This is a genomic window from Maricaulis sp. (assembly GCF_048268525.1).
Taxonomy (GTDB): Bacteria; Pseudomonadota; Alphaproteobacteria; order Caulobacterales; family Maricaulaceae; genus Maricaulis.
In genome coordinates, this window is sequence record NZ_JBLWVH010000007.1 from 89,414 (window position 1) to 115,913 (window position 26,500).

The following is a 26,500-nucleotide window of genomic DNA, read 5'->3' on the forward strand; positions in this document are numbered from 1 at the left end:
GCATCCCGGTCTCATGCTTTCCAATTTTCGTGCTTTCGCCCAGTCGCCCATCGCGCTGATCATCATTGTCCTGCTGGTTTTGTCCTTTGCCATCGCCATGCCGGGCGCCGGCGGCATCTTCACTGGCAGCGGTGACGCGGTCGTGGTGGTCGGTCCCGAACGGATCAGCCAGCGTGAAATGGCGGTTGCGTTCAACCGGGAGGTTTCGCGGCTGCAGGAGCAGAATCCCGAAGTGACCCGCGAAATGGCGCGCGAGGAAGGGATCGCCTACCAGGTCCTGCAGCAGCAAATCACCATGGCAACCATGGCCGCCCGCGCCCATGATCTCGGCCTGGCGATATCCGACGTCGCCATCGTCAGTGAGGTCGCCGACGTGCCGGCCTTCCGCAACCCGGTAACGGATCGCTTTGACCGCGACACCATGGCCGCCGCCCTGCAACGCTCGGGCATGACCGAAGACCAATTCGCCCGCGATATCGAGGGCGATCTCCTGCGCTCGCAATTGATGGCAACCCTGGCAGGGTTCACGGATGTTCCCGACCAGATCGCCGCGACACGCTATCTGGTCGCCGAGGAACAGCGCCGGATGACCGGCCTCGTGATCGATGCCTCGACTGCGGACGAGATCGAGGACCCGACCGAGGAAGTCCTGCGGGCCTTCGTCGAGGAAACCCCCGGCGCCAATGGCGAACCGCTTTTCACCCGCCCGGAATACCGGGCCATTTCACTGGTGCGTTTCCAACTGGATGATTTCATTCGCGATGTCGAGGTCGATGAAGCCACCTTGCGCGAAGTCTACGACTACGAAATCGCGACCAGCCAGATCGGCACACCAGCCTTCCGCAGCTTTACCCAGCTGACCGTCAGCGATCAGGCCATCGCCGAAGACGCGGCTAGCCGCCTGGCCTCCGGTGAGGCACCGGCTGCTGTCGCCGCCGAGTTGGGTCTCGATACCCCGCTGGTCCAGACCGACGTCCAGCAATTCGAGATTCCCGATGAAGACCTTGGCGAAACTGTTTTCTCGATGACCACTGGTGAGGCCCGTGCTGTTGCTGGCCGTTTTGGCTGGAGCGCTGTAATCGTGACCGCTGCTGTGGACGCGAGCCAGCCTACATTCGAAGACGAGCGCCCTCGCCTTCAGGCCGATGCGGCCCGCGCCCAGGCGACCGACGACATGTATGACGCCATTGCCTCGTTCGAGACCGTCCGTGCCACCGGCGCACCTCTGGAAATCGCGGCAGAGGAATCCGGGACGCCACTGGAGATTTTCCAGCCGCTTGCCGTCAACTCCATCGACGAAAACCTCCAGTTTGACGGTGATCGTTATCAGGCGCTTGCACCGGAAATCCTTCCGGCTGCCTTCGACCAAATCGAAGGTTTCGCGACCAATCTGGAAAGCTACAACGAAACCGATTTCTACACCCTGCGTGTCGACGAGATCATCCCGAGCCGTCCGTTCGAACTGGATGAAGTCCGCGAACAGGCGGAATCTCGCTGGCGTTCGATCCAGGTCGACACCCAGCTCCAGGCTCGGGCCGAAGACGCGCTGGCCCAGCTTGAAGCCGGCTCCGACATGGAAGTCGTCAACCTGATGGTGGGCGGACGCACAGAGACCTCGACCCTGAAGCGCGGACAGACCGCCGGCGGCTTCGATCGCAATGCGGTCGCCCTCGCCTTCACGACGGAACCGGGAAACTATGAAATGCTCCAGGTCGGCGAAGGCCGGTATCTGGTTTTCACTGTTGATGAAATCATCCCGGCCAATCTCGACACGGCGCCGGATGCAGATCTGGCCGGGATCGAGACCAGCCTGACCACCGAGCTGGGCAATGATGTCGTCGCGGCAACCCGGGAATACCTGATCCGCGATTACGGCATCACCGACGAGTCCGTTGACGGTCGCCTGTACTCGCTCGCCATCGGTGAAACCGATCCCAGCACTCCGCAATGACGCCGCATGCGGCAATCACGCCTGATTTTGCGACCGCTGCGGCACAGCTGGAGCGGGGCGAAACCTGTGTCATCCAGGCCCGGCGGGTCGATGACCTGCTGACCCCGGTCGCAGCCTATCTCCGCCTCGCCGACAGCCAGCCCAACACCTTCCTGCTCGAATCGGTCGAGGGCGGTGCCTGGCGCGGCCGCTACTCGGCCATCGGCCTGGATCCGGACTTGATCTGGCGATGCCGCGACGGCGCCGTCAGTGAAGCGCGCGGCATGGACGTGGCCGGGCGCCGCTTCTCGCCGGTCGACGGCGCTCCGATGGACGCGCTGCGCGAGGTCATCGAAGCCGCCCACTGCCCCCTCCCCATCGACGCCCCGCCGCTGGCCTCAGGCCTGTTCGGCTATCTGGGCTATGACATGGTGCGCTATCTGGAACGCTTGCCCGAAGGCGCCGCGCCAGACCCGCTGGGCCTGCCCGAATCGATCCTGCTGCGTCCGCAGACCATGGTCGTGTTCGACGCGCTGAAGCAGGAAATCCAGGTCTATTGTCCCGTCCGTCCGGGCGAGTACTCGGCCCGCGAAGCGTATGATGCCGCGGTTGAGCGTCTGCAGACGACCCTGCAAAAACTCGCCGGTGCGACGCCGGAGAAGGCGGCGCCTGTCGGCGAGCTCGGCCCGCGCACGTCCAATCGCAGCCCGGAGGACTATCGCGCCGCGGTCGACAAAGCCCGTGACTATATCCGCGCCGGCGACGCCTTCCAGGTCGTCCCCAGTCAGCGCTTTTCGGCCGATTATCCGGCCGATCCGTTCTGGCTCTACCGGTCGCTGCGCCGTCTGAATCCCTCGCCCTTCCTGTTTTTCTTCCGCTTTGACGGCTTCGAGGTTGTGGGATCCAGTCCGGAGATCCTGGTGCGCCTGCGCGACGACGTGGTCACCATCAGGCCGATCGCCGGCACCCGTCCGCGCGGCAAGACCCCGGCCGAGGATGACGCCTTTGAGGCCGACCTGCTGGCCGACCCGAAAGAGCGCTCCGAACATCTCATGCTGCTCGATCTGGGCCGCAATGATGTCGGACGGATCGCCAGGCCCGGTTCGGTCCGGATCACCGCCCGCGAAATTGTCGAGCGCTACAGCCACGTCATGCACATTGTCTCGAATGTCGAGGGTGATCTGCGCGACGACCAGGATGTCGTCTCGGCCCTGTTTGCTGGCTTCCCGGCGGGCACGGTATCGGGTGCTCCCAAGGTCCGGGCGATGGAAATCATCGACGAGCTGGAGCCGCATCGACGCGGCGTCTATGCCGGTGCCGTCGGCTATTTCAGTGCCGATGGTGGCATGGATACGGCGATCGCGCTGCGCACGGCAGTATTCAAGGATGGCCGCATGCATGTGCAGGCTGGCGCCGGCGTAGTGCTGGACAGTGATCCGGAATCGGAGCGGGTCGAGACGGTCAACAAGGCCGAAGCGCTATTCCGCGCCGCGATCGATTCCTTCGACCACTGAAGCCTGCAAACCGGGTTCAGCGACAAACAACTGGTCGGCCAGGGTGCTGGCCGTGACAAAATCGATGCCCCGGGAAGCAGGGCTTTCGAGCCAGGCCGTCAGCGTGTCGAGGGTCAGCGTGTGCGGATGTCCGATGACCACGGCGAACCCGTCCTCCCGCGCCAGTTCGGCGGCCTCGGCCAGACGCGCTTCGATCGCTGCAGCGTTCGGCTCATGGTCAAGGAAGATATCGCGCTCCAGGGCCCGCAGGCCGAGCCCCGCCGCGACAGCCCGTCCCCGGCTCTCGCCGGTCGTCAGACTATCGAGAAAGAGCGGGTTGGTATGGCTGACAGCCGACAGCGCCACGCGCAGGGCGCGTGGGTCGGCGGTGAAACGGCTGCCCATGTGATTGTTGAGCCCGATCGCGCCCGGCACGCGGGACATGGCCCAGCGCAGCCGGGCCTGAAGGTCAGCATCGCTGAGGCCGATGCGCAGGGCATTCGGGCCGGGGTCGGCAAGGCCGACCGGTTCCATCGGCATGTGCAGCAGGACGTCATGCCCGTTCAGGCGTGCCAAGGCTGCCAGCTCGGTTGAGGATTCGGCATAGGGCAGGATCGCCACGGTGAGCGGGACTGGCAGCGCCATCACCCGCTCGGCCGCGGCGACATCCAACCCGACATCATCGATGACCAGCACGATTTGAGGACGGGATACCAGTGCCGGTTGAGGCGCTGCACCTGCAAGGACAACCGGGCTCATATTTGATGCGGCGATGTCGATTGGCGTCTCGAGCGACACTGTCCGGGCCTCAACCTCTTCGCTTTCAGCCGAATCAAAATCGCGGATCCGGCTCACCCGCACCGACTGGTGATGGTCGGGACTGTCCGCGATCGCCACCGAAAAGCTCGGGAAGTCACCCTTGCTGGCAACGGAAAACACAACGCCGCCAAGCAGATACACCGCTGCAGCCAGCGCGCCCGCAAATGCGGGGATGGCAGAGTGGCGGGCTTTGAGTGGAGCAAAGTCAGGTTTCGACATCACACCAGCACGCTGGAATGTGGTTAATCAGGCGTTAATGCGTTCGCGGGATTGGCGAAATCCACCTTGCTGACTAGGGTCGCGGCAGGGAGAGCGCCATGCTGCTGATCATCGACAACTACGACAGTTTCACCTTCAACCTGGTTCACTATTTCGAGGAGCTGGGGGCCCGCACCAAGGTGATCCGCAATGACGCGATGAGCGTGGCGGAGGCGCTGGCGCTCAAGCCCAGAGGCATCGTCCTCTCGCCGGGACCGTGTGATCCGGACCGGGCCGGGATCTGTCTCGAGCTGATCGCGGCCGCACCGCACGACCTGCCGATCCTCGGCGTCTGCCTCGGCCACCAGTCGATCGGGCAGGTTTTCGGCGGCGAGGTCATCTCGGCCAAGTCGATCATGCACGGCAAGACCAGCGAAGTGACCCATGATGGCAGGGGCCTGTTCACAGGCCTGCCCAGTCCTTTCACGGCTACGCGCTATCACTCCCTCGCCGTGCGCCCGGAAAGCCTGCCGGACGTGCTGCGAGCGACCGCCCACACCGCCGATGGCGAGATCATGGGATTGTGTCACCGCGAGCGGCCGATCCATGGCGTCCAGTTCCACCCCGAGTCGATCGCGTCCGAGCACGGGCACGACCTGCTGCGCAACTTCCTCGACCTGACCGGCCTGCCCCGCGCTGCTGCGGCCTGATCGGCACCACCGCCCGCAGGCGTTGAACCGGCGGCGGCCACGCGCTAGATCGTGTCTGTTCGCTTTGTTCAACCCGGTGACAGGTATGCCGTCTTTTGCCTCTCCACACGCTCCCTGCCCGGCCGTCCGCGCCGGTCATTGCGCTGTGGTGGCCGTGACGCGCGTTCGATACTTCCAGCCGGCCGTGCAGTGGTGTCCGGATCATCGATGGCGTGGCTACACCGCCTGACCGGCCCGGTTCGCAGCCTGCTGCTGCCTGTGATCATACCCAGCGAAACGACTGACCATGCAAAACATCTATCTTTGCCTGACCGCCTTTGCCCGCGGCACTTATCCTGAAGACGCGGCAATCACCGGCGCCTTTGACGAGCTCATGTCCGGCGATGCGCCCGACGCCGCCATCGGCGGATTCCTGGTCGGCCTCGCCGCGCTCGGCGAACGCCCGTCCGACATCGCCGCCGGCGCCCGCGCCCTGCGCAGCCGCATGACGCGCATCGAAGCGCCTGCGGGCGCCATCGATACCTGCGGCACCGGTGGCGACGGCAAGGGCGCCTGGAACATCTCGACCACGGCAGCGATCATTGCCGCCGGCGCCGGCGCGATCGTGGCCAAGCACGGCAATCGCGCCGCCTCATCCAAGTCCGGCTCGTCGGATGTGCTGGCCCAGCTGGGCGTCAAACTCGATTGCCCGCCCGAGGCCGTTGAACGCTCACTGGCCGAGGCGCGCGTCGGCTTTCTCTATGCCCCCGCCCACCACGCGGCCGTCCGTCATGTCGGTCCGGCGCGCCAGGCACTGAAAGTCCGTACTGTGTTCAACCTGCTGGGACCGCTGTCCAATCCGGCTGGCGTGAAACGACAATTGCTGGGCGTGTACGACAAGCGCTGGCTTGTCCCGATTGCCGAGGCGCTGCGCGATCTGGGCTGCGAACATGCCCTCGTCATCTGCGGCCAGGACGGCATGGACGAGCTGACCACAACCACCGGCTCCGACATCGCCGAGCTGCGCGATGGCGAGATCCGCGAGTACAGCTTCCACCCGGAAGAAGCCGGACTGACCTTGGTCGAGGAGGCCGACCTCCAGGGCGGAACACCGGCCGACAACGCGGCCGCGATCCGGGCCCTGCTCGACGGCGAGACCGGGCCCTTCCGCGATATCGCCATCCTCAATGCCGGCGCGGCGCTGGTCCTGGCCGGGCTGGCCTCAAGCATTCCCGAGGGTAGCACTCTGGCCGCAGCGGCCGTCGATGACGGACGCGCCAGGGCGGCGCTCGCGCGTATGGTCGCGATTTCGAACGGTGAGGCCTGAGCCATGCCCAATCCACCCGATACACTGGCCCGCATCGGCGCCTACAAGCGCGATCATATCGAAGCCTGCAAGACTGCCCGCCCCTATGCCGGGATCGCCGCTGCGGCCCGCGACGTCGCGCCGGTACGCGGTTTCGCCAGGGCACTCGCCTCGGCCCCCGGCGGGTTGGGGCTGATCGCCGAAATCAAGAAGGCCAGCCCGTCCAAGGGCCTGATCCGCGCCGACTTTGATCCGCCAGCCCTGGCGAAGGCCTATGAGGCTGGCGGCGCCAACTGTCTGTCAGTGCTCACCGATACACCCAGCTTCCAGGGAGCCGATGCCTTCCTGACTGCGGCCCGTGAAGCCGTCTCCATCCCGGCCTTGCGCAAGGACTTCATGTATGACCGCTACCAGGTCGCCGAGGCCCGCCTGCTGGGCGCCGACGCGATCCTGGTGATCATGGCAGCCGTCGACGACGACACGGCGCGTGCACTGATCGACGAGGCGTCGCTGTGGTCGATGGACGTGCTGGTCGAGGTCCATGACGCCCCCGAAATGGAGCGTGCCCTGAGCCTGGATACACCACTCATCGGGATCAACAACCGCAATCTCCGGACGTTCGAGACCTCCCTCGACACATTTGATGCGCTGGCTCCAATGGTCGGGCCGGACCGGTTGCTGGTCGCCGAAAGCGGCATTTTTGGTCCTGACGATGCCGCCCGTGTCCGGGCCGCCGGCGCCAGGGCCCTCCTGGTCGGCGAAAGCCTGATGCGCCAGGGCGATGTCACGGCTGCCACCCGCACGCTTCTGGGTTGCTCCGGGCCCGCTTGACGCCGATTCAGAACACTTGTAGAACAAACGCAGCTATTCCTGATTTGTTCCTGTCGTGTCGGCGCCGTTGCCCGGCCCGATTCCCGGAACGCGAACAAGGGGGTCACCATGCTGACGCGGAAACAGAACGAGCTTTTGCTCTTCATACACAACCGCATCAAGGAAACCGGGGTTTCTCCCTCGTTTGACGAAATGAAGGGCGCCCTGCAGCTGGCCTCAAAGTCTGGCGTGCATCGCCTGATCACGGCGCTGGAGGAGCGGGGCTTCATCCGTCGCCTCGCCCATCGCGCCCGGGCCTTGGAAGTCCTCAAACTGCCGGAATCGGCGGCGGCCCATGAAGCGCCCGCCCTGCCAAAGGGCGATCTCGGCGCCAATGTCGTGCGCGGGAATTTCGCCAAGCCGGAAAGCGATACCCATGAAAGTTCGGTCGAAGTGCCGATGCTCGGGCGTATCGCGGCCGGCGTTCCGATCTCCGCGATCCAGCATGAAACCGACCGCTTCCCCGTTCCCGCCGACATGGTCGTCGGTGGCGAGCATTTCGGCCTTGAGGTGAAAGGCGATTCGATGATCGAGGCCGGCATCATGGATGGCGACACCGTGCTCATCCGCCGCTGCCAATCAGCCGAAACCGGCGATATCGTTGTCGCCTTGATCGATGACGAGGAAGCGACGCTGAAGCGTCTGCGCAAGAAGGGTGGCTCGGTCGCCCTTGAAGCCGCCAACCCGGAATACGAGACGCGGATTTTTCCGCCGGACCGGGTCAAGGTGCAGGGGCGGCTCGTCGGCCTGATCCGTCGCTATCACTAGCGCCGTTTTTACCAGACGGATCCAACACGCAATGAGATGACGGGCGTTGCACACTCAGGACGTGGTCCAGGGTCTGACGACCCCGGATGGCTGCGCGCTGCGAATTGATGTGATCCCCTGCTCTCCGACATGGATGACCTGACTGCCGGTCCTGGCCAACCGGTCCGGGTCAAAGACGATGGCCCGGCATTGCCCGGCCACCCAGGATGGCATGCGGGCGTCGCTGACAATTATGTCGGACCGGGCGCAATCGGTAGGCCAGTCTTCCAGTCCCTCCAGGCGCGTCACGGTCAGCTCTCCGATCCGGGCGCTGCATCCACTGGCGTCACAAGTCGCTTGCCAGCGCTCTGGCGTCAGCCCGGTGACCCCGCGGGCCTCCAGAAAGACACGCCCCGCAAAACGCGACCGGCGTCGATCGCTGACCACCCAGGCGTCATCACCATCACGGGCCAGCACAAGGCCGGTCCGGGAGATAAAGAGATCCGGTTGCGGTAGCCAGGCCCACAGCGCCAGCGCCCCCGCCATCACCACACCGCCGGCACCGCGAACCGGCCCGCGCAGCAAAAGCAGAAGGATGAAGCCGGCCGTGAACAGCGCCAATACGGCGCCGGGAGCCGCGGCGACGGTCCGTTGCGCTCCCGGCCAGCCTGCCACCTGCGCGGCGAGGTCGAGCATGACCACCAGGCCGGCCTCCATGACCCGGAATGGCAGGACGTCGAGACCGACCGGAATGAGAATCAGGCCCAGCACCCCGGCCGGCATCACCACCAAGGAAAATATCGGCATCACCAACAGGTTTCCGGCCAGCCCGAACGTTGCAATGCGATGGAAATGGAACGCCGCATAGCCAGCTGTCGCGGTGCCGGCGACGAGGCTGGTCGTGCCCAGTCCACCGAAAAACAGCCGGAGCTGTCCGAACACGCCCCGGCTGGAGCCACCACCGCGCGACGTCTGCCAGACCCTCGCGACCGCGACCAGCGCCGCCGCGGCCGAGAACGACATCTGGAAACCCGGGGTGACAATGGCCTGGGGCTGCATGACAAGCACCGCGATCACCGCCAGGGCCAGCGTGTGCATGGACAGTGCCCGGCGCCGCAGGATGACGGCGCCCAGAACCGAAATGGTCATGATGAAGGCCCGTTGGGTGGGAATTGTCGCACCGGAGAGGACGAGATAACCGGCCGCGAAAACCAGCGCGACCCAGGCTGCCGGAATGGCCGGATCATGCCGCCTTGCCCAGGGCGTGATCGCGGCCAGCAGCAACCGGACAGCGAAGAAAACCCCTCCGGCCAGCAAGGCCATGTGCATGCCGGAGATCGCCAGCACATGCCCCAAACCGGCCCGGCGCAGGGCTTCCACATCACGGGCGGCGATATGGGCCCGGTCTCCGGTCAGCAAGGCAGCGGCCAGCCCGCCGGGTCGCGGCGCCATCCGGGCGCGGATATGGTCGGACAAAGACGCCCGGATACGGGCAATGCGGCGAGCCAGGCGGTCATCGGACACGGCAGGCCCCGAGATGGCCGGTGCGACGCCATACCCGGTCGCGACAATGTCGGCGAAGCCGGCGTGAAACGAGAAATCATATCCGCCCGGAACCGCCGCCGGGCGCGGCGGCGCCAGAACCGCCGGGATCGCGATCGGGTCGCCGGCCACCAGGCCGGCCGGCTCAGCCAGAACCCGGACTCTCGCCACGCCGGGTGCCAACGCTGTGAGTTCATCATTTCCGACCCGGATCAGCAGCCTGCGGCGCCCTGACCCACTGCGGTCAACCGCCTCGAGCCATCCTTCAACCAGAATCGCGCCATCACTCCCGCGATAAGTCTCGGGACCATGGTGGGCCAGCGTGTGGTCTTGTGCCCGCCACAGGAATGCGGTGGCTGCGAGTAGCAAGACCGACAGCATGCCCGCCAGACGAAACCGCGCTTTTCGGCCATCAGGCGAAAACCGCACAAGCAGGCCGATCGTCAATCCGGTCACACCCAGCCCCAGCAACGCGATGGCTCCTGGCTCAACCGGCAGGTAAAAATAGCCGCTACAGGCAATGATTCCGCCCAGGGCCGTCAGCGTAACGGGATTCAAATCTGCGAGTGGATCGATGGACTTAGGAGAGTCTGCCCGGTGACGTGCAGCCCGGTGCGGCAAGATTGCGTCAGGATCGAGCATGAAGCAGCCTACGGTCTATCGCGAAACCTGATATTCATGCTAACACGACTTCCTCCTCTCGCAGTGCAACATGAATTCGCAATTGCAAAACAACGACAAGATGATTCGCACACGCTTCGCTCCCTCCCCGACCGGCTTCCTCCATATTGGCGGAGCACGCACGGCGCTGTTCAACTGGCTGCTGGCGCGACGCCATGGCGGCACGTTCCTGTTGCGCATCGAAGACACTGATCGCGCGCGTTCCAATCCGGCGGCCGTGGAGGCGATCCTCGACGGTTTGTCCTGGTTGGGTCTGGAATGGGATGGCGAGCCGGTCTCACAATTCGAGCGCGCCAACCGGCACGTCGAGATCGCCCACGAATTGCTGGCCCGGGGCCATGCTTTCAAGTGCTATTGCACCGCCGATGAGACCCAGGCGCTGCGTGATGAAGCCTTCGCCGCCGGACGGGCGCTGCGCTCGCCGTGGCGCGACCGGACAGAAGCCGAAGCCCCGGCCGACACGCCCTTCACAGTTCGCTTCAAGGCCCCGGACAGCGATGTAGATATCGACGACGCTGTGCAGGGCCAGGTGCGTTGGGCTGCCAAGGAGTTCGACGATCTCATCCTGCTCCGCTCGGACGGCACGCCAACCTATAATCTCGCCGTGGTCGTCGATGATCACGACATGGAGATCACCCATATCGTTCGCGGCGATGATCACCTGGTCAATGCCGGTCGCCAGAGCCAGATCTATGATGCCATGGGGTGGCAGCGTCCGGTCTTCGCTCATGTCCCGCTGATCCACGGCCAGGATGGCAAGAAGCTTTCCAAGCGTCATGGTGCGCTCGGGGCCGAAGCCTATCGCGATATGGGTTATCTGCCGGAAGGCCTGCGCAACTACCTGCTGCGACTGGGCTGGTCCCATGGCGACCAGGAATTGTTCGGTGACGCCGAAGCCGTCGCGGCGTTTGATCTGGCCGGCCTGAACAAGGCGCCAGCTCGCATGGATCTGGACAAGCTGAACCATATCAATAGCCACCATATGGCCCAGGCCGATAACCAACGCCTGGTCACGCTGCTCCTGCCCTTCCTCGACGGGCTGGACGCACGGATCGACGATGCCAACGCCACGACATCACGCCTGGAAAAAGCCATGCCGGTGTTGAAAACGCGCGCGTCGACCCTGGAAGAATTGGCGAAGCAGTCCTATTTCCTGCTCCGTCCCCGCCCCTTCCGGTTGGAGGGCAAGGCCGCAAAGCCGCTCAAAGACGATGAAGCCCGCCAGCGGCTTTACCGCCTGTTCACGCATCTCGGCGATGTGAATGCGTGGAACGAAACCGTATTGGCGGATGCGCTCAAGGAATTCGCCGAAGCCGAGGATGTCGGTTTCGGAAAAATCGGTCAGCCGCTGCGTGCCGCGCTGACTGGCGGAGCACCCGCTCCCGATCTGGCTCTTGTCATGACCTTCATCGGTCGCGACGAGACGCTGGATCGAATCAAGGATCAGATGACGCCGGCTACATCCGAGTAGCCAGCGAACCATGGAGATGACGTGATGGAAAACAAAGCCAAGCCGAACGGATCGGCCACGCTCAACTACAATGGCAAAACGCTCGAACTGCCGGTGTTCAGCGGCGAGATCGGCCCGGATGTGATCGATATCCGCAAGCTGTACGCCCAAACCGGCATGTTCACCTATGATCCCGGCTTCACCTCGACCGCGAGCTGTGAGAGCCAGATCACCTATATCGACGGCGACAAGGGCACCCTGCTCTATCGCGGCTATCCGATCGACCAGCTGGCAGACAACTCGAATTTCATCGAAGTCTGCTACCTGTTGATGAAAGGCAATCTGCCGTCCAAGAACGAGCTGGAAACCTTCGACTGGACCATCCGTCGTCATTCGATGCTGCACGATCAGTTCGACCAGTTCTTCCGCGGTTTCCGTCGCGACGCCCACCCGATGGCAATCATGGTCGGCACTGTCGGCGCGCTGTCGGCCTTCTACCACGACTCAACCGACGTCAATGATCCCGAAGCCCGCACGATCGCGTCGCACCGGATGATTGCCAAGATGCCGACAATCGCGGCGCGGGCCTTCAAATACGCCGTCGGTCAGCCCTTCATCAGCCCGCGCAACGACATGGACTATGCCGCCAACTTCCTGCGCATGTGCTTTGCCGTCCCGGCCGAGGACTATGAAAGCAACGCGGTACTCGCCAAGGCGATGGACAAGATCTTCATCCTGCACGCCGATCACGAGCAAAACGCCTCGACCTCGACGGTGCGCCTGGCCGGCTCGTCGGGCGCCAACCCGTTCGCCTGTATCGCAGCTGGAATCGCCTCGCTCTGGGGCCCGGCGCATGGCGGTGCCAACGAAGCCGCGCTGAACATGCTCAACGAGATCGGCACGGTCGACAAGATCCCGGAATATGTCCGCAAGGCGAAGGACAAGTCGGACCCGTTCCGCCTGATGGGCTTCGGTCACCGCGTCTACAAGAATTATGACCCGCGCGCGAAGGTCATGCGTGACACCTGCCACGAGGTCCTGGACGTGCTGGGCGTTCGCAATGACCCGACCCTGCAAGTCGCCATGGAACTCGAGCGTATCGCACTGGAAGACCCTTATTTCGTCGAGAAGAAGCTGTACCCGAACATCGACTTCTATTCGGGCATCACGCTGAAGGCGATGGGCTTCCCGACCGAGATGTTCACGGTGCTGTTCGCGCTCGCCCGCACGGTCGGCTGGATCGCCCAGTGGTCGGAAATGATCGAGGACCCGACCCAGAAAATCGGTCGTCCGCGCCAGCTCTTCACCGGCGCCACGCCGCGCGACTATCTGGACCTGTCCAAGCGCTGATTGTCCGGACCACACATTTGAGCAAGGCCGCCCTGCCCGGGGCGGCCTTTTTCATGTGAGGATCAATTGGCTGGATCGAGGCCGCCGAGAACGGCTTCGGCAGCGCGTGTGCTCGCCTCGCCATCGCCGCGCAATGTCTGTGTGATGGACCGGAGCCGACCGGACATCGCCGCGCGGCGGGCCGGGTCATAGAGCAGACCATCCACGGCGGCGGCCAGGTTCGCACCGGTACACTGCAGCTGAACCAATTCAGGCACGACCCGCTCATCGACCGCGATGTTGACCAGTGAGATGTGGCGGGTCTTGATCAGGTTGAACGCACGGGCGATGGCCCAGGTTATCCAGCCAAGCTTGTAGCTGGTCACCGTCGGAACGCCCGCCGTGGCGAGCTCGGTGACCACTGTGCCCGAGCAGGCCAACGCCTGATCGGCGGCTGCAAAGGCATCAGCCTTCTCGTCCTCACCAACCCGGATCGCGGCGGCCAGACTGTCATGCGCCGCGATCGCCGCGTCTACATCGTCGGCCACCGGGTCTGCGACCGGCAATACGAGCCGAAGACCGGGATGGCGTGCCAGCAGACGTTTCAGGGCATCAGCGAAAGGCGGAGCCATGCGCCGGATCTCGGACGGACGGCTGCCCAACAGCACGACCAACACCATATCCGACGCCGCGATCCCGTGCCGATCCCGAAACCCCGGACCGTCTCCGCTCGGCAGCCGTTCAAGAGTTGGGTTGCCGACAAAGGTCACCGGCAGGCCATACGGCGTATAAAAAGGGGCGTCGAAGCTGAGAATGGTCAGCAACTCGTCAACAGTATCAGCCAGCACCGCAGCCCGGCCCGGACGCGTCGCGAAAACCTGTGGCCCGACATATTTGACCAGACGGATCGACGGATCGGCTTCCCTCACGCCGCGCGCAACCCGCAGGGTAAAGCCCCAGGAATCGATCAGCACGACAGTGTCCGGCCTGGCGGCCAGGATCAATTCGACCGCCTCCGCGACTGATTGCTTGACCCGTTTGTAGGCTTTCAGCCCGTCTATCCAGCCCAGAATATTGAGGCCGTCGATCGACATCTGCGAGACGACGCCTGCCTCTGCCATGGCGCTTCCGCCAATACCGGAAAGGGTCAGGTTACCTTCTGTCAGAGCGGTCAGTGCCCGGGCCAGGTCTGCGCCCAGCAGGTCGCCCGACCGCTCGGCCGCGACAAGGAAAACATGCGGAGACGTCATCGATCCGGCTCAATCAGGACAAACAGTCCATGTTCGTGAAGGGCCGCCTCGACGGCGGGCCGGTCGACAATCAGGGCGCCATTGGCCTCCAGCACAATGCCCGCCAGGCCGGCCCTGGCACAGCGCTCAACCGTGTCGGTCCCGATGGTGGGAAGGTCAACGCGCCGTTCCTGGATCGGCTTGGGGCGCTTGGCGAGCACGCCCTGCCGGTCAGTGGAGGTGCCACGGATCGTAGATGGCAGCCCGGCGACCCGGTCCAGCATGGCGTTGGTACCTTCCTGGGCCTCGACGGCGAGCACAACGCCGCCTGCCACGACGGCGCCCTGCCCGATATCGAGGCGACCGATCTCGGCGGCGACCATCATCGCCTTGCGGGCATCCTCCCGGTGGAGATCAATTGAATCGACCTGACCGAAACACCCGGCCGTCAACCCTTTTTGCCCCAACAGGCTGTCTGCGCCCACGACAGCGAAACCGGCCCGCTCGAATTCGTCCACAACGACCCGGATGACCGCGTCATCGCCCTTTCGCCCTGCCGCCAGGGCCCGCGGGACCATTATCAAACCCCGTGCGTCCATCTTCAGTGATTTGAGGTCCGGGCGCGACACATATCCGGCAAAACAGATCGCGTCACACCCGGCCGCCCGCAGCGCCTTGATGATGCCGCCAATCTCCCCGACCGACAGGGAGGTGTGCTCCGTCTGGCTGTAGTCACGGTCCGCAAAACCCCGCAGGACCACCACAAATACCGGTTGATCCGCCTGGGCCTTGAGGATTTCGATTGGCAGGTCGCCGCCGCCCGCGATCAGTCCCAGCTTTGTCCAACCCGGCTCAGTCATCCGGCATGCAGATGGAACGTTTGGTGTCATCACGGATGAAATCAATGATTTCCGCGATCGGAGCGTTGTCGGAATAAAGCCGCGCGACATCATCCACGCGCTCTTCGAACGTGCCCTCCTGGGCAAACAGGAGGCGATAGGCAGCGCGCAACTCGCGCAGTGTCTCGCGCGGCATGCCACGGCGCTTCAATCCGACGACATTGAGGCCGGCGAGATGGGCATGATTGCCGATCACCGAGCCGTAGGGAATGACATCCGCGGTCACCATCGCCATCGCCCCGATGAAGGCGTGACGCCCGATCCTGCTCTTCTGGTGAATGCCGGCATAACCGCCGAGAATGGCGTGATCGGCGATCACGGTTTCGCCCCCGATCGCGGCACAATTGGCGAATACAACGCGATCGCCGACAATACAGTCATGCGCTACATGGGCGCCCACCATGAAATAACCGTCATTGCCGACCACCGTCCGGCCCCGCGCGAAGGTGGTGCCAGGGTGCATCGTCACATTCTCGCGGATGATATTGCGCTGACCGATCACCAGCTGCGTGTCTTCGCCCTGGTATTTGAAATCCTGTGGCGGATGGCCGAGCTGGGCACCGGGATAGACCACACAGTCCTCTCCCAATGTCGTGTTGCCGGCGATCGTCGCGTGGGAAATCACCCGGACGCGATCCTTGAGAACCACTTTCGGGCCGATGATCGAAAACGGACCGATCTCAACCCCGCTACCCAGCTGGGCCGCCGGGTCGACGATGGCTGTCGGATGGATGTCCTGGGACTGGGTCATATATTCTCGATCGCCTTGGCGGAAAACTCAGCCTGGACGGCACGCTTGCCGTCGGCCCAGACTTCGCCCTTGAACTTGAACACGCCGTGGCGGGCAGCGGTCACCGTGACCGGCATGCGCAGCATCATTCCGGGGCGCACGGGGGCCCGGAAGCGGACCCGGTCGGCACCCATGAAAAACACGGTCGCGGAGTCCGGAGAGGCGCCCAATGTCTTGTACATGAGCACTGCGCCGGCCTGGGCCATGGCTTCGATCATCAGCACGCCGGGCATGACCGGATTGCCCGGGAAGTGTCCCGGAAAGAAGGGTTCGTTCGCCGTGACGCCCTTGATACCGACGATCGACTGGCCGGCGACATAGTCTTCCGCAGCGTCAATCAGCAAGAACGGGTAGCGGTGCGGCAGGAGAGTCTGGATTTCTGCATTCTCAATGCGATCGGACACGCTTGTCAGCCTTTCCTGGAGGTCTTGTCTTTCGGTCGCGCCAGACGACGCAGCTCGGCCAGTTCACGCAAGTGTTGACGCATCGGCTGGGCGGGATTGCCGACCCAGAGTTCACCGGCCGGGACATCCCTGGACGCTGCCGAATTGGCACCGATACGGGCCCCCTCGCCGATCGTGACATGGTCATAGACACCGACCCTGCCCCCGAGCATTGCATTGTCCTTGAGGACCGCGCTGCCTGCCAGGCCCGAATATCCGGCCATCACCACATTCCGGCCAATGACGGCGTTGTGAGCGATATGACACAGATTGTCGATCTTGGTCCCGCTGCCGACCCGAGTCGCGCCGAACAGGCCCCGATCAATTGCACAATTGGCACCGATGGTGACGTGATCCTCGATCACAACGCTCCCCAAATGCAGAATACCGACGGTATTTCCATCGGATACTGCAATGCCGAAGCCGTCCTCGCCAATCACGGCTCCCGCAAGAATGTTGCAGTCCGCGCCGATATCACAACACAGCAGGCTGACACGGGCGGCCAGACGCGTGTTGTTGCCGATCCGGCATCCCGGACCGACCACGCTGTGCGGGCCGATCACGCAACCGGTGCCGATTTCGGCTCCGGCACCAATGACAACACCGGCCGCCAGTCGCGAACCGGCACCTATGGTGGCGTCAGGGGCAATATAGGTATCCGCGCCAAAATCGCGGGTCCGGAACAAGCCCGGGAGAACGCTTGCGAACGCGGCCCGCGGCTCCGGGTGAATGAGGGTTACGGCACCGAGGCGGTCCGCCTCCTCGGTGGCGGCTTCAGGACACAGCAGCGTCACACCCGCCAGCGCGCCATCGGGCGCTGTCTGCAAAAGCCGGGCGTTCTCGGCGTAACTCAGGGCGCCGGGCACCGGTTCACCCAGCGGTGCTACCCGGTCGATCTCGATGTGACCTGTCCCGGAATCGGAAATCGCCGCACCCGAGAGCGCGGCGATCTCTGTCAGGGCGAGCGGGCCAAGCCGGTCATAGAAACGCGGATCTGCCACACTCTCCCCCCTTGGATGTCAGGTTACTGCTGGCCCTGCTGGCCGGCTCCGTCCTGCGGCAGACGCACACGCGTCACCGGCACGGTTGGCAGGCGTGCGTTCAACAAGGCGATTACGTCAGCGGAAATATCCATTTCCGGAGCTGCAAACACCAGGTTTGAACGGTCGACAAGAATGTCGATGCCTTGCGCGGCGACAACTTCCTCGAGGATCGGGCCAAGAGCTTCATAAACCGGGCGCATCGCCTGGCGTTCCGTCTGGACGATTTCCTGCTGGCGGGCACGACGCAGGACTTCGAATTGCTGAGCCTGCTGGTTCAGCGTGGTGATCCGGCTCATCAGGTCCGGACGCTCCTGGATCGCCTGCTGCGTCATCGACGCGGTTTCCGCGTTGAGACGCTCGGTTTCCTGCTGGATCGGCTGGCTGAGGGCCTGCAGTTCGGAGTCAATTTCCTGAGCGATTTCCTGCATGCGGGCGGCGATATGGACGCCAGCGGCGCTTTCGCGCAGGACACGTTCTTCGTTGAGCACAGCGATATTGGTCTGCGCCATCGCCGGGGCGGCGATGCCGATCACGAGGATCGGAAGGAGCAGAAGAGATTTAAGCAATTTCATCGTTTTAGAACCCTGTTCGAGTGCTGAACCGGAAGAATTCGGCTCTGTCATAGTCTTCACGGATGAAGGCCTGCGCAAAGTCGAACCGGACCGGTCCGAATGGTGAATCCCAGAAGATGCTCAGGCCGGCCGACGCACGCAGCGCCAGATCATCAACCGTGAACACCGATTGTGTTCCCTCGTCTACCTGATCGGCGGAATCCAGCATGCCAAGCGTACCAAACTCCGTGAACAGGCTCCCTCTCACCCCGTACTGCTCGGGTAATCCGAGCGGGAATGAGACTTCAAGTGCACCCACTGCATAAAGCCTGCCACCCAGGGCATCGCCCCGGATCAGCTCACCGGTGGTCGCATCACGCGACACGGCGCGAGGGCCGATACCGGCGACTTCAAAGCCGCGGAATGAGTTCCCGCCCTTGAAGAAGCGATCATTGATCCGAACCGAGTCTCCGCCCCAAGGCAGGACGAAACCACCGTTCATCGTAAAGCTCGCGACCACCTCATTGCCGAGCAGACCCGGGAAGAATGGCCGATAAATGGCGCCGTTGAATTCCGAGCGTACATAGCGCACATCGCCGCCAATGCCCGCAAACCCTTGCGTGAACTGCAGGCGATAGCCATTGCTGGGCTCGACCGGATCATTCAGGCGCGACCAGTTCAGCGTATAGGTGAGCACCGAGGTGACACGGCTGCCAGCCTGGTTGAGCAATGCCGAGGACGCCGACGAATACACAAGGACATTGTCGGTCCGGTAGGTATAGCCGAGCTGCAGATTGGTCGACGCGGTGACCGGGAAACCAAGTCGCAGGCTCGCACCCGTTGACTCGGTCTGGAACGACGCTTCGGACAGGAAGTCGGAATTGACCCGGAACAGGTCAAAACCGGCGGCCAGGTTGCGGTCGAGGAAACGAGGCTCGGTGAAGCGGATATCCAGCGACTCGCGGTTCGAGGAGGCCGAGATCCGGAAACGCAGGAACTGGCCGCGCCCTCGCAGGTTCCGCTCCGAGATCGACAGGTCGATCAGGAAGGAATCGGTGGAGGAGAAACCGGCGCCGAAAGCCAGCTCGCCGGTCGGTTGCTCGGTCACGGCGACGTTGACACGGGCCCGGTCAGGAGCCGAGCCAGGTGTCTCTTCGAGTTCAACTTCCTCGAAGAAACCCAGGCGGCGGATATTGTTGCGCGAGCGGTCGATCAGGACCTGGTTGAAGGCGTCGCCTTCCACGATATCCAGTTCACGCCGGATCACACGGTCCAGTGTCCGGGTGTTACCGGAGATGTCGATGCGTTCGATATAGACCCGCGGGCCTTCATCGATCACGAATTCAACGTCCACGGTCCGGTCTTCGCGATTGCGCGTGGTCAGCGGGCGGATATTGACGAAGGCATAGCCCGCAGCGCCAGCCGAGAAGGTCAGCGCATCAATACTGTCCTCGATCAACTGGCCCTGGAACAAATCGCCTTCCTGGACCGGGAGAATGGCCTGCAGGAATTCCGGATTGAGATCGGGGATCTCGGTAGAGACCGTGACCTCACCGAAATTGTAGACCTCGCCCTCATCAATCGTGACCGTGATGTAGAAATCACGCTGGTCCGGGGTCAGCTCGGCGACAGCCGAAAGGACACGGAAATTGGCATAACCCTGGTTCGAATAGAACTGACGCAGCAATTCGCGGTCATATTCCAGCCGATCCGGGTCGTAATTGTCGTTCGACGAAAAGAAACGCCACCAACGCGATTCGCGCGTCACCAGCTCACGGCGCAGGCGCCGATCGGAATAGCTCTCATTGCCGATGAAGTTGATTCGGCGCACGCCGGTGACCGGGCCTTCGGAAATCTCGAAGATCAGGTCGACACGGTTTTGCGGCTGCTCGACAATCTTCGGGGTCACGGTAGCGGCGAAACGGCCGGACCGGCGATAGACCTCAATGATGCGCTGGACATCCGACTGGACCCGCGAACGCGTGAAGATCGCGCGAGGCTGGGCCTGGATTTCGTCGGTGATTTTCTCATCATCAATGGCGCTGTTCCCCTCGAGGATTACGCGGTTGATGATCGGATTTTCCTGCACCCGGACGATCACGATCTCGCCGCGATCCTCCATCTGCACGTCTGAGAACAGCCCGGTGGCGAACAGCGTCTGGATCGACAGGTTGACCAGTCGGGTATCGAAGGGCTGGCCCGGCTGAAGCAGCAGGTAGGACAGGACCGTATCGGCCTCGACCCGCTGATTGCCTTCAACCAGGATTTGCCGGACCAGCGGGGCAGCAACAGGCTGCTGCACCTCGGTCTGGGCTGTCGCGGGAACTTCCGCACCCGATTGTTGTGCCGACGCTATGGCCGACGCACTCACAGTCATCAGGGCTGCGAAGAGCACACGCAGAACACTCACCATGGAAGATCGCCGCTTTGCTGGGCCCGGTCAGACGTTCATCAGAAAATCTGGCCGAGCAAATAATTCAGGTCATTCCAGGTCGCTACAAGCATCAAACCGAGCACGAAAACAAGCCCCACCCGGAAACCGAGTGCTTGCGCCTGCATGCTCAGCGGACGTCGTGCCACCGCTTCATAGCCGTAATACACCAAATGCCCGCCGTCGAGGATGGGTATCGGCAGAAGATTGACCAATCCCAGTCCGACCGAGAGCACGCCCGCGAGGTTTATCAGGTTCACCAACAGCGCCCGCGCCGCGTCAAAGGCGCTGCTATGGCCTTCTATGGAACGCTGTGCGACCTGTCCCGCCGCCGTCGCAATGCCGAGCGGTCCATTGAGCAGTTCCGGCGAGGCACGGCCCGTTACGATGTTTGTTACATAATCGACAGTTGTGGAAACAACAGCACCCGTCTGGGTGATCCCGTATCCGACCGCCTCGATTGGATTGTAGCGACGGTATTCAATCAGACGACCGCCCGACACCAATCCAAGGCGGGCATAGGCCGGTGATAAATTCGTCGCGCCGTCCGGTGTTTCCCGGGGCGAAGTCGTCAAGACCATCGCCTGGCCACCGCGTTCAATTCCGACAGGCGCCTCGCCGTCTGCGGCAACAACCAGCTGGCTGAATTGCTGGAAGCTGGCGACCGGGACACCGTCCAAAGAAACAATCCGGTCGCCGGGCTCAAACCCAGCCACTGCCGCCGGGCTGCCAGGCTCCACAGCGCCCACAATCGGCTCGGAGAAGGCCTGAATGCCCAATTGAGGCAAGCGGCGCGTACCCCCGAACTCGTCTTCCACGGTATTGCGTGCGGCCACCATCTGCAGCGGGATGACCTCGCCATTGCGTTCGATATCAACCGTCAGTTCACTGGTGCCGCTCGAGATCACGATCCGCATGATGTCGTTGAAGGCATTCACCTCGCGCCCGTCGATAGCCACAACCCGGTCGCCGACCTGGATACCGGCATTGGCGGCCGGGGACTCTGCCACAACGGCACCGACAACCGGTTGCAATTCGCGATTGCCGAGGGTCAGCGACAGGCCGGCAAAGATGGTGATGGCCAAAATGAAGTTCGCGATTGGCCCTGCCGCGGTGATGAAGGCGCGCTGCCAGATCGGTTTGAAATGATAGCAACGGTCCGCGGCCTCCCCCATCTGTTCGCGTAGCTGAGCCAGCTTGTCGGCATCGGGCTCGCTGGCGGCACCGGCATCACCGAGGAATTTCACATACCCGCCGAGCGGCAAGGCCGCGACACGCCAGACCGTGCCGCGCTTGTCCCGCCATGAGAACAGGGTCGGGCCAAAGCCCATCGAGAAAGCCTCGGCATGAACGCCGCAAAATCGGCCGGCCCAATAATGACCAAGCTCATGAATCACGACGACAATCGAGATCAGGAACACAAAGGAGAAAATGGTCAGGAAGCCGTCGCCGATCAGGCTCATGTCAAAACTGTCCGTAATTATAGTTGGGTCAGGCGCTCGACCATCAAGTCCCGTGCCATCTGGCGCGCACGATGATCAATTGCGAAAACATCTTCAAAAGCCGTTAGCGAGCGCGGCATGTCCGCATCCGAAAGGCTCCGCTCGAGAACCTGTTCAACGCCCGAAGCGATGTCAAGGAAGCCGATCCGGTCTGCCAGGAAAGCCTCGACCGCGATCTCATTGGCGGCATTCAATACCGCCGGAGCGATACCGCCCGCCTGCATCGCTTCCCGGGCCAGTCGGATCGCCGGAAACCGTTGCAGGTCAGGCGGATGGAAGTCGAGCCTGGCGATATCGGTCAGCCGCAAACGCTCGACCGGGGCCGCCATGCGATCCGGCCAGGCCAGCGCACTGGCGATCGGTGTCCGCATGTCCGGTGAGCCCAATTGCGCCAGCAGCGAGCCATCCGCATATTCGACCATCCCGTGAACGATGGATTGGGGATGCACGACCACCTCGACCCGGTCGGGCGACAGATCGAACAACCAACAAGCCTCGATCACTTCGAGGCCCTTATTCATCATGGTGGCGCTGTCGATGGAGATCTTGGCGCCCATTTCCCATGTCGGATGCGCCAGCGCGTCGGCGCGGCTGGCGCCAGCCATCACCGCACGCGTAGCCTCACGGAACGGTCCTCCAGAGGCGGTCAGTGTGATCGAGCGGATCGCCGCGCGGTGGGCCTGGTCGAACACCTGGAAAACGGCATTGTGTTCGCTGTCGACCGGCAGCAGCGTCGTGCCGCAGCGGGCCGCCTCGTCCATGAAAAGAGCCCCGGCACAGACCAGACACTCCTTGTTGGCGAAGGCCAGCGCCCGCCCCTGCCGTAGCGCGGCGAGCGTGGGCTTGAGCCCCGCGGCGCCGACAATGGCGGCCATGGTCCAGTCGGCATCACGCGCTGCCACGTCACACACGGCGTCCTCACCAACCCCGATCTCGATCCCGGGATGGTCCTTCAACGCCTCTTGCAGGGCCGGCGCCGCATCCGGATCGGCAATCGCCACGCATTCCGCCTGAAAGCGGATTGCCTGTCGGGCCAGCTCGGCTGCATTGGTCTTTGCAGTCAGGGCAACGACCTTGTATCGGCCCGGTTCCGCCCGCCCGACAAGGTCCAGCGTGGCCAGTCCGACCGAGCCGGTCGCACCGAGGACGGAGATACGGCGTGCACTCATGACGCGGCCCACCCGAGCGGCCACAGACGCGCTGACAGGACGGCTGCGATCACCGCCAGCATCAACGCATCAACCCGGTCCAGCACACCTCCATGTCCCGGAATCAGCGTGCCCGAGTCCTTGACCCCGAAACTGCGCTTGAAAACTGACATGGCCAGATCACCGCCGACCGACGCCAGGGCGACCAGAACCGCGAAGGGCAGTACCCGGACCGGTTCCAGTCCGAACAACATGCCCGCGGCGAGGCCTGCGGCTGCACCCGCGAGTATTCCGGCGAGGAATCCTGACCAGGTTTTCTTGGGACTGGCCTGGGGAAGCAGTTTCGGTCCGCCAATCCAGGTCCCGACCAGATAGGCCAGGCTGTCAGCGGCCCAGACCACGGCGAACAACAGGATGACAGCCTTGAGTCCATGGTCCGGCTCGGCCCGCATGGCAGCGAGCAAAGCCGCGGACAGGGCCACATAGAGCACGCCGAGCACCTCACTCGACCAGCCGCGACGCCAGCGCTCGATCCCGCTCGCCAATGTGCCCGCAGCGCCCCAGGCGAGCGCGTCCAGCACACTGGTCTGGCCCGCCAGCAGGACCGTTCCGGATGCCGTCGCACAGGCGATTGCATAGGCAACAGGCGGGGCATCCCGGTCGGACATGTGAATCCATTCCCAGGCCATCGCCGCCGCAAAGGCCGCGACCCAGGCTGTGAAGGCCAGGTCCCCGACATACAGCAGCACGACCGCGAGCGGGCCAAGGATCAGGGCGGAAAGGACACGACGGCGGAAAACCGGGTCACGCGGCGCCGGCATCAACGCCTCCATAGCGCCGGGCGCGCTGATGGTAAGTGTCGACCGCCCGCGCGAGGTCATCACGCGAGAAATCGGGCCACAGGGCGTCGACAAACACCAGCTCGGCATAGGCGGCCTGCCATAACAGGAAATTCGAGATCCGTTGCTCACCGCTGGTGCGGATCATCAAGTCGACATCCGGAAGGGCGGCGGTATCGAGAAACTCGCCAAGCCGCGCCTCATCGAGCGCGGCCGGATCCAGCGCACCGGCGGCGACGTCGCGCGCGACCGCCTGGCAAGCCCGCAGGATTTCGTCACGACCGCCATAGTTGAAGGCAATGGTGAGGTGGAACTCGTCATTGTCGCGGGTACGGGCTTCAGCGCGATCAATGATGGCCACAAGATCCGGCCCGAGATTATCGCGACGCCCGATAACACGAACCCTGACACCTCGCCGGGCCAGCCCCTCAAGATCGGCTTCCACATAGAGTTTAAGCAGTTCGAACAGGGCGCCGACCTCGTCAGCCGGCCGGCTCCAGTTCTCGGTCGAGAACGAGAAAAGCGTGAGATAGCGGACGCCCAGATCGCCCGCATGCTCGACTATCTTGCGGACAGTCTCCACACCCCGCTTGTGGCCGAAGGAGCGCGGTCTCCCACGTGCCTTCGCCCACCGGCCATTACCATCCATGATGATGGCCGTATGCCGGGGCCCCGGCGTGTCTGCGGAAGCGTCGTCACTCATTCATTCGCTCCGCCAATCGGGTTGATCAGACCTGCATGATCTCTTCTTGCTTGGACTTCAGGCTCTCATCAATCCGTTTGATCGCATCATTGGTGAGTTTCTGGACGTCCTCGGAGAAGGCTTTTTGCTCGTCCTCGGACAAGTCGCCATCCTTCTCCATCTTTTTCAACGCGTCCATGCCGTCACGCCGCACATTGCGGACCGCGACGCGGGCGTGCTCGGCATAACTGCCGGCCAGCTTGGCGATTTCGGCCCGGCGCTCCTCGTTGAGGGGCGGGATCGGGATCCGCAGCAGCTGGCCTTCCATCACCGGGTTGAGCCCGATGCCGGAATTGCGAATGGCCTTGTCGACAGCGCCGACCATGCTTTTGTCCCAGACCTGCAGCGTAATCATGCGCGGTTCCGGCACCGAGATATTGCCGAGCTGGTTGATCGGGGTCGGCGTTCCGTAGGCGTCGACCTTGATCGGCTCGAGCAGACCGGCACTGGCACGCCCGGTGCGCAGGCCTGCGAATTCCTTGCGCAGGGCCTCGATGGCCCCGTCCATGCGCCGTTTCAGGTCGTTCTCGTCATACTCGTCGCTCATGGCGTTTTCGCTCTTTCTGGATGCATTCCGCGCCGGTTAGATGGCTGCGGCATCAGACTTCATCTTGCCGATCATGGTGCACTTGCCCTCCCCGGCGAGCACACGGGCAAGACCATTGGTCTTGTGAATGTCGAACACGACAATCGGTATCGCATTTTCGCGCATCAGCGTCACCGCCGAGGCATCCATCACCCGCAGGTCCCGCGTCAGCACGTCGAGATAGTCGAGCTGGTCGTAGCGCTCGGCCTGCGGGTTGGTACGCGGATCGTCGGAATAGACGCCATCGACCTGGGTGCCCTTGAGGAGCGCGTCACACCCCATCTCGGCCGCGCGCAACGCGGCAGCGGTGTCGGTCGTGAAGAAGGGATTTCCGGTGCCGGCGGCGAAGATCACCACCCGCCCCTTTTCCATGTGCCGGGTCGCACGGCGCCTGATATAGGGCTCGCAGACCGTGGTCATGGGGATAGCCGACTGGACCCGCGTCTGGACGCCGATGCGTTCCAGCGATGTCTGCATGGCAAGGGCGTTCATGACCGTGGCCAGCATGCCCATATAGTCGGCAGCGGCCCGGTCCATGCCCTTGGCCGCGCCGGACAAGCCACGGAAGATGTTGCCGCCGCCAATGACGAGGCACATCTCGGTACCGCCCTTGACGGCCGCCGCGACCTCGCGGGCGATCCGGTCAGCCGTATCAATATCGATACCGTAATTCTGGGAGCCCATGAGGGCTTCACCAGAGACTTTGAGCAGTACACGCCGAAATTTCGGCGCGCCCGCTTGGCCATCAGCCGGCCCGGATGCAGAGGAATCAGTCACGGCGTGCAGCATATAGAAAGCGGCGGCGCTGGAAAGCGCCGCCGCTTGTTGTCAGACAGGGATCAGGATTGGCCGGAAGCGGCCGCCACTTCAGCGGCGAAATCTTCTTCCGGGCCCTTCTCGACGCCTTCACCCAGGGCCATGCGGACAAAGCCCGTAATGGTGACCGGAGCGCCAAGATCCTTGGCAGCGGCTTCGAGAACCTGCTCGATTGTGTTGTCCGGATCCATGACGAAGGCCTGCTTGAGCAGCACGACTTCCTCATAGAATTTGCGCATGCGGCCTTCGACCATCTTCTCGACGATCGAATCCGGCTTGCCGGCCTGGCGCGCCTGGTCGGCGAAGACTTCACGTTCCTTGTCGGCAATCGCGCTGTCGACACCGTCAACATCGACCGACACGGCAACCGCCGGGGAACCAGCAGCAACGTGCATGGCGATCTTGCGGCCCAGCTCGGCCAGCTTGT

24 protein-coding genes are annotated in these 26,500 nt (G+C 63.5%); 8 read left to right on the forward strand and 16 right to left on the reverse strand.

Annotated elements, in window-relative coordinates; genetic code table 11:
* Positions 1-13 precede the first annotated feature (13 nt).
* Together ACN0X9_RS05845 and trpE are read left to right on the forward strand one after the other, a co-directional pair.
* Complete coding sequence (locus ACN0X9_RS05845; protein WP_417486675.1) at positions 14-1,951, forward strand: peptidylprolyl isomerase; 1,938 nt, start codon at positions 14-16, stop codon at positions 1,949-1,951.
* Positions 1,948-3,444 (forward strand): anthranilate synthase component I, encoded by a 1,497-nt coding sequence (trpE, locus tag ACN0X9_RS05850; protein ID WP_417486676.1) that lies wholly within the window; start codon positions 1,948-1,950, stop codon positions 3,442-3,444. Before ACN0X9_RS05845 ends, trpE begins: the two co-directional genes overlap by 4 nt.
* Here trpE and ACN0X9_RS05855 read toward each other — a convergent pair.
* The gene (locus ACN0X9_RS05855; RefSeq protein WP_417486677.1) at positions 3,409-4,461 is read right to left on the reverse strand and encodes a divergent polysaccharide deacetylase family protein; all 1,053 of its coding nucleotides are present in this window, start codon (positions 4,459-4,461) and stop codon (positions 3,409-3,411) included. The two genes, trpE and ACN0X9_RS05855, sit on opposite strands and share 36 nt — an antisense overlap.
* Positions 4,462-4,559: 98 nt before the next feature.
* Here ACN0X9_RS05855 and ACN0X9_RS05860 point away from each other — a divergent pair, with 98 nt between their 5' ends.
* From ACN0X9_RS05860 to lexA, 4 genes are all read left to right on the forward strand, one after another.
* Positions 4,560-5,150, forward strand: coding sequence for an anthranilate synthase component II (locus ACN0X9_RS05860; protein WP_417486678.1), 591 nt, complete (start codon positions 4,560-4,562; stop codon positions 5,148-5,150).
* A 286-nt stretch (positions 5,151-5,436) separates the two neighbouring features.
* Complete coding sequence (gene trpD, locus ACN0X9_RS05865) at positions 5,437-6,456, forward strand: anthranilate phosphoribosyltransferase (RefSeq protein WP_417486679.1); 1,020 nt, start codon at positions 5,437-5,439, stop codon at positions 6,454-6,456.
* A 3-nt stretch (positions 6,457-6,459) separates the two neighbouring features.
* Entirely contained in the window at positions 6,460-7,266 is an 807-nt protein-coding gene (gene trpC, locus ACN0X9_RS05870) for an indole-3-glycerol phosphate synthase TrpC (RefSeq protein ID WP_417486680.1), read from the forward strand.
* 108 nt (positions 7,267-7,374) lie between these two features.
* A complete protein-coding gene (lexA, locus tag ACN0X9_RS05875; protein WP_417486681.1) occupies positions 7,375-8,073 on the forward strand; it encodes a transcriptional repressor LexA in 699 nt (232 codons plus the stop codon).
* Between the two features lie 54 nt (positions 8,074-8,127).
* On the opposite strand, the gene ACN0X9_RS05880 is transcribed toward lexA, so the two are convergent.
* Positions 8,128-10,152 carry a ComEC/Rec2 family competence protein gene (locus ACN0X9_RS05880; protein ID WP_417486682.1) on the reverse strand — a complete coding sequence of 675 codons (2,025 nt, stop codon included), beginning with the start codon at positions 10,150-10,152 and terminating at the stop codon, positions 8,128-8,130.
* A 154-nt stretch (positions 10,153-10,306) separates the two neighbouring features.
* Between ACN0X9_RS05880 and gltX the strand changes: the two genes are divergently transcribed.
* Both gltX and gltA read left to right on the forward strand, forming a co-directional pair.
* Positions 10,307-11,746: a glutamate--tRNA ligase gene (gene gltX / locus ACN0X9_RS05885; protein WP_417486683.1), complete on the forward strand. Its 1,440-nt coding sequence runs from the start codon at positions 10,307-10,309 to the stop codon at positions 11,744-11,746.
* A 24-nt stretch (positions 11,747-11,770) separates the two neighbouring features.
* Positions 11,771-13,075 (forward strand): citrate synthase, encoded by a 1,305-nt coding sequence (gene gltA, locus ACN0X9_RS05890; RefSeq protein WP_417486684.1) that lies wholly within the window; start codon positions 11,771-11,773, stop codon positions 13,073-13,075.
* Positions 13,076-13,137: 62 nt separating this feature from the next.
* On the opposite strand, the gene lpxB is transcribed toward gltA, so the two are convergent.
* The 14 genes from lpxB to tsf form a co-directional block, all read right to left on the reverse strand.
* A complete protein-coding gene (gene lpxB, locus ACN0X9_RS05895; RefSeq protein WP_417486685.1) occupies positions 13,138-14,304 on the reverse strand; it encodes a lipid-A-disaccharide synthase in 1,167 nt (388 codons plus the stop codon).
* Positions 14,301-15,143 carry an LpxI family protein gene (locus ACN0X9_RS05900; protein ID WP_417486686.1) on the reverse strand — a complete coding sequence of 281 codons (843 nt, stop codon included), beginning with the start codon at positions 15,141-15,143 and terminating at the stop codon, positions 14,301-14,303. The genes lpxB and ACN0X9_RS05900 overlap by 4 nt, the downstream gene beginning before the upstream one ends.
* Positions 15,136-15,933 (reverse strand): acyl-ACP--UDP-N-acetylglucosamine O-acyltransferase, encoded by a 798-nt coding sequence (lpxA, locus tag ACN0X9_RS05905; RefSeq protein WP_417486687.1) that lies wholly within the window; start codon positions 15,931-15,933, stop codon positions 15,136-15,138. The genes ACN0X9_RS05900 and lpxA overlap by 8 nt, the downstream gene beginning before the upstream one ends.
* Positions 15,930-16,385: a 3-hydroxyacyl-ACP dehydratase FabZ gene (gene fabZ / locus ACN0X9_RS05910; RefSeq protein ID WP_417486703.1), complete on the reverse strand. Its 456-nt coding sequence runs from the start codon at positions 16,383-16,385 to the stop codon at positions 15,930-15,932. The genes lpxA and fabZ overlap by 4 nt, the downstream gene beginning before the upstream one ends.
* Positions 16,382-17,416: a UDP-3-O-(3-hydroxymyristoyl)glucosamine N-acyltransferase gene (gene lpxD / locus ACN0X9_RS05915; RefSeq protein WP_417486688.1), complete on the reverse strand. Its 1,035-nt coding sequence runs from the start codon at positions 17,414-17,416 to the stop codon at positions 16,382-16,384. Before lpxD ends, fabZ begins: the two co-directional genes overlap by 4 nt.
* A gap of 23 nt (positions 17,417-17,439) precedes the next feature.
* Positions 17,440-18,030 carry an OmpH family outer membrane protein gene (locus ACN0X9_RS05920; RefSeq protein ID WP_417486689.1) on the reverse strand — a complete coding sequence of 197 codons (591 nt, stop codon included), beginning with the start codon at positions 18,028-18,030 and terminating at the stop codon, positions 17,440-17,442.
* 4 nt (positions 18,031-18,034) lie between these two features.
* Positions 18,035-20,422: an outer membrane protein assembly factor BamA gene (gene bamA, locus ACN0X9_RS05925; RefSeq protein ID WP_417486690.1), complete on the reverse strand. Its 2,388-nt coding sequence runs from the start codon at positions 20,420-20,422 to the stop codon at positions 18,035-18,037.
* A 38-nt stretch (positions 20,423-20,460) separates the two neighbouring features.
* Positions 20,461-21,903 carry an RIP metalloprotease RseP gene (rseP, locus tag ACN0X9_RS05930; RefSeq protein ID WP_417486691.1) on the reverse strand — a complete coding sequence of 481 codons (1,443 nt, stop codon included), beginning with the start codon at positions 21,901-21,903 and terminating at the stop codon, positions 20,461-20,463.
* Positions 21,904-21,920: 17 nt separating this feature from the next.
* Positions 21,921-23,111, reverse strand: a complete 1,191-nt coding sequence (locus ACN0X9_RS05935) for a 1-deoxy-D-xylulose-5-phosphate reductoisomerase (protein ID WP_417486692.1) — start codon at positions 23,109-23,111, stop codon at positions 21,921-21,923.
* A complete protein-coding gene (locus tag ACN0X9_RS05940; protein WP_417486693.1) occupies positions 23,108-23,911 on the reverse strand; it encodes a phosphatidate cytidylyltransferase in 804 nt (267 codons plus the stop codon). Before ACN0X9_RS05940 ends, ACN0X9_RS05935 begins: the two co-directional genes overlap by 4 nt.
* Complete coding sequence (locus ACN0X9_RS05945; protein WP_417486694.1) at positions 23,895-24,632, reverse strand: isoprenyl transferase; 738 nt, start codon at positions 24,630-24,632, stop codon at positions 23,895-23,897. The genes ACN0X9_RS05940 and ACN0X9_RS05945 overlap by 17 nt, the downstream gene beginning before the upstream one ends.
* A 25-nt stretch (positions 24,633-24,657) precedes the next feature.
* The gene (gene frr, locus ACN0X9_RS05950; protein WP_417486695.1) at positions 24,658-25,218 is read right to left on the reverse strand and encodes a ribosome recycling factor; all 561 of its coding nucleotides are present in this window, start codon (positions 25,216-25,218) and stop codon (positions 24,658-24,660) included.
* 36 nt (positions 25,219-25,254) lie between these two features.
* Positions 25,255-26,046 carry a UMP kinase gene (gene pyrH / locus ACN0X9_RS05955; RefSeq protein ID WP_417486696.1) on the reverse strand — a complete coding sequence of 264 codons (792 nt, stop codon included), beginning with the start codon at positions 26,044-26,046 and terminating at the stop codon, positions 25,255-25,257.
* 50 nt (positions 26,047-26,096) lie between these two features.
* On the reverse strand, positions 26,097-26,500 hold a 404-nt coding region (gene tsf, locus ACN0X9_RS05960; protein WP_417486697.1), incomplete at its 5' end, for a translation elongation factor Ts.

What these genes read in the sequence shown, in the direction of transcription:
- ACN0X9_RS05845 (WP_417486675.1), top strand. Translation starts at nt 14, where the DNA reads ATGCTTTCCAATTTTCGTGCTTTCGCCCAGTCGCCCATCGCGCTGATC.
- trpE (WP_417486676.1), top strand. Translation starts at nt 1,948, where the DNA reads ATGACGCCGCATGCGGCAATCACGCCTGATTTTGCGACCGCTGCGGCA.
- ACN0X9_RS05855 (WP_417486677.1), bottom strand. Translation starts at nt 4,461, where the DNA reads ATGTCGAAACCTGACTTTGCTCCACTCAAAGCCCGCCACTCTGCCATC.
- ACN0X9_RS05860 (WP_417486678.1), top strand. Translation starts at nt 4,560, where the DNA reads ATGCTGCTGATCATCGACAACTACGACAGTTTCACCTTCAACCTGGTT.
- trpD (WP_417486679.1), top strand. Translation starts at nt 5,437, where the DNA reads ATGCAAAACATCTATCTTTGCCTGACCGCCTTTGCCCGCGGCACTTAT.
- trpC (WP_417486680.1), top strand. Translation starts at nt 6,460, where the DNA reads ATGCCCAATCCACCCGATACACTGGCCCGCATCGGCGCCTACAAGCGC.
- lexA (WP_417486681.1), top strand. Translation starts at nt 7,375, where the DNA reads ATGCTGACGCGGAAACAGAACGAGCTTTTGCTCTTCATACACAACCGC.
- gltX (WP_417486683.1), top strand. Translation starts at nt 10,307, where the DNA reads ATGAATTCGCAATTGCAAAACAACGACAAGATGATTCGCACACGCTTC.
- gltA (WP_417486684.1), top strand. Translation starts at nt 11,771, where the DNA reads ATGGAAAACAAAGCCAAGCCGAACGGATCGGCCACGCTCAACTACAAT.
- lpxB (WP_417486685.1), bottom strand. Translation starts at nt 14,304, where the DNA reads ATGACGTCTCCGCATGTTTTCCTTGTCGCGGCCGAGCGGTCGGGCGAC.
- ACN0X9_RS05900 (WP_417486686.1), bottom strand. Translation starts at nt 15,143, where the DNA reads ATGACTGAGCCGGGTTGGACAAAGCTGGGACTGATCGCGGGCGGCGGC.
- lpxA (WP_417486687.1), bottom strand. Translation starts at nt 15,933, where the DNA reads ATGACCCAGTCCCAGGACATCCATCCGACAGCCATCGTCGACCCGGCG.
- ACN0X9_RS05920 (WP_417486689.1), bottom strand. Translation starts at nt 18,030, where the DNA reads ATGAAATTGCTTAAATCTCTTCTGCTCCTTCCGATCCTCGTGATCGGC.
- bamA (WP_417486690.1), bottom strand. Translation starts at nt 20,422, where the DNA reads ATGGTGAGTGTTCTGCGTGTGCTCTTCGCAGCCCTGATGACTGTGAGT.
- rseP (WP_417486691.1), bottom strand. Translation starts at nt 21,903, where the DNA reads ATGAGCCTGATCGGCGACGGCTTCCTGACCATTTTCTCCTTTGTGTTC.
- ACN0X9_RS05935 (WP_417486692.1), bottom strand. Translation starts at nt 23,111, where the DNA reads ATGAGTGCACGCCGTATCTCCGTCCTCGGTGCGACCGGCTCGGTCGGA.
- ACN0X9_RS05940 (WP_417486693.1), bottom strand. Translation starts at nt 23,911, where the DNA reads ATGCCGGCGCCGCGTGACCCGGTTTTCCGCCGTCGTGTCCTTTCCGCC.
- ACN0X9_RS05945 (WP_417486694.1), bottom strand. Translation starts at nt 24,632, where the DNA reads ATGAGTGACGACGCTTCCGCAGACACGCCGGGGCCCCGGCATACGGCC.
- frr (WP_417486695.1), bottom strand. Translation starts at nt 25,218, where the DNA reads ATGAGCGACGAGTATGACGAGAACGACCTGAAACGGCGCATGGACGGG.
- pyrH (WP_417486696.1), bottom strand. Translation starts at nt 26,046, where the DNA reads ATGCTGCACGCCGTGACTGATTCCTCTGCATCCGGGCCGGCTGATGGC.